Source organism: Brachyspira sp. SAP_772 (assembly GCF_009755885.1).
Classification (GTDB): Bacteria; Spirochaetota; Brachyspiria; order Brachyspirales; family Brachyspiraceae; genus Brachyspira.
On record NZ_VYIX01000166.1, the window covers coordinates 1 to 708 of the forward strand.

The 708-nt window shown below is 31.2% G+C and carries 1 protein-coding gene; it reads right to left on the minus strand.

Translation table 11 applies throughout. The annotated features are described in order from the left end of the window. Positions 1–708 (minus strand): methyl-accepting chemotaxis protein (locus tag GQX97_RS13285; protein ID WP_232473410.1); only part of this gene is annotated, 708 nt, incomplete at both ends.

Sequence of the window (708 nt, forward strand, 5' to 3'; positions counted from 1 at the left end):
AACTTCATTAGCAACAACCGCAAAACCTTTACCTTGCTCTCCCGCACGTGCAGCTTCTACAGATGCATTCAAGGCTAATATATTTGTTTGTAAAGCTATTGATTCAATTATTTTAGTTATATCAGAAACCTTTTTACTAGACTCTGCTATATCTTCCATATTGTGTGAAGTATCCTCTACAGCATCAACACCTCTTTTTGTAGATTCAAATACCTCTTCACTCATTCTTTTAGCATCKCCAGCACTGCCAGCTGTTTCTTTTAATGAAGCTGATACAGATTGTATTGAGCTTGCTAATTCTTCTAATGCACTTGCCTGTGAATTAGCTCTGTCAGATAAATTAACACTAGCAGTTGTTATGGAATTAACTGAATTATTGATTTCATTTATTGAGTTAGTGAGATTGTATATTACTTTACCCAAMGTYTTTTGCATTTTACTTAATGCTCTTACCAATTCTCCAGCCTGATCTTTTTTATTTAATTCYTTTTCATTAAATTTTATATCAAAATTACAATCAGACATAGTTTCTATTATTTTTACAGTATTGTTTAATGTAGTAGAGAGCGGTTTAGCTATTAAWATTACAAGWMCAGACTCYATTCCTATAAGAAGTATAAATACTACTACAATTAATATGTAAAGCTTGTARAACATCGCATTAAGTTCTTTTTTAGATATATCAGCTACAAATATCCAATTTGTGTC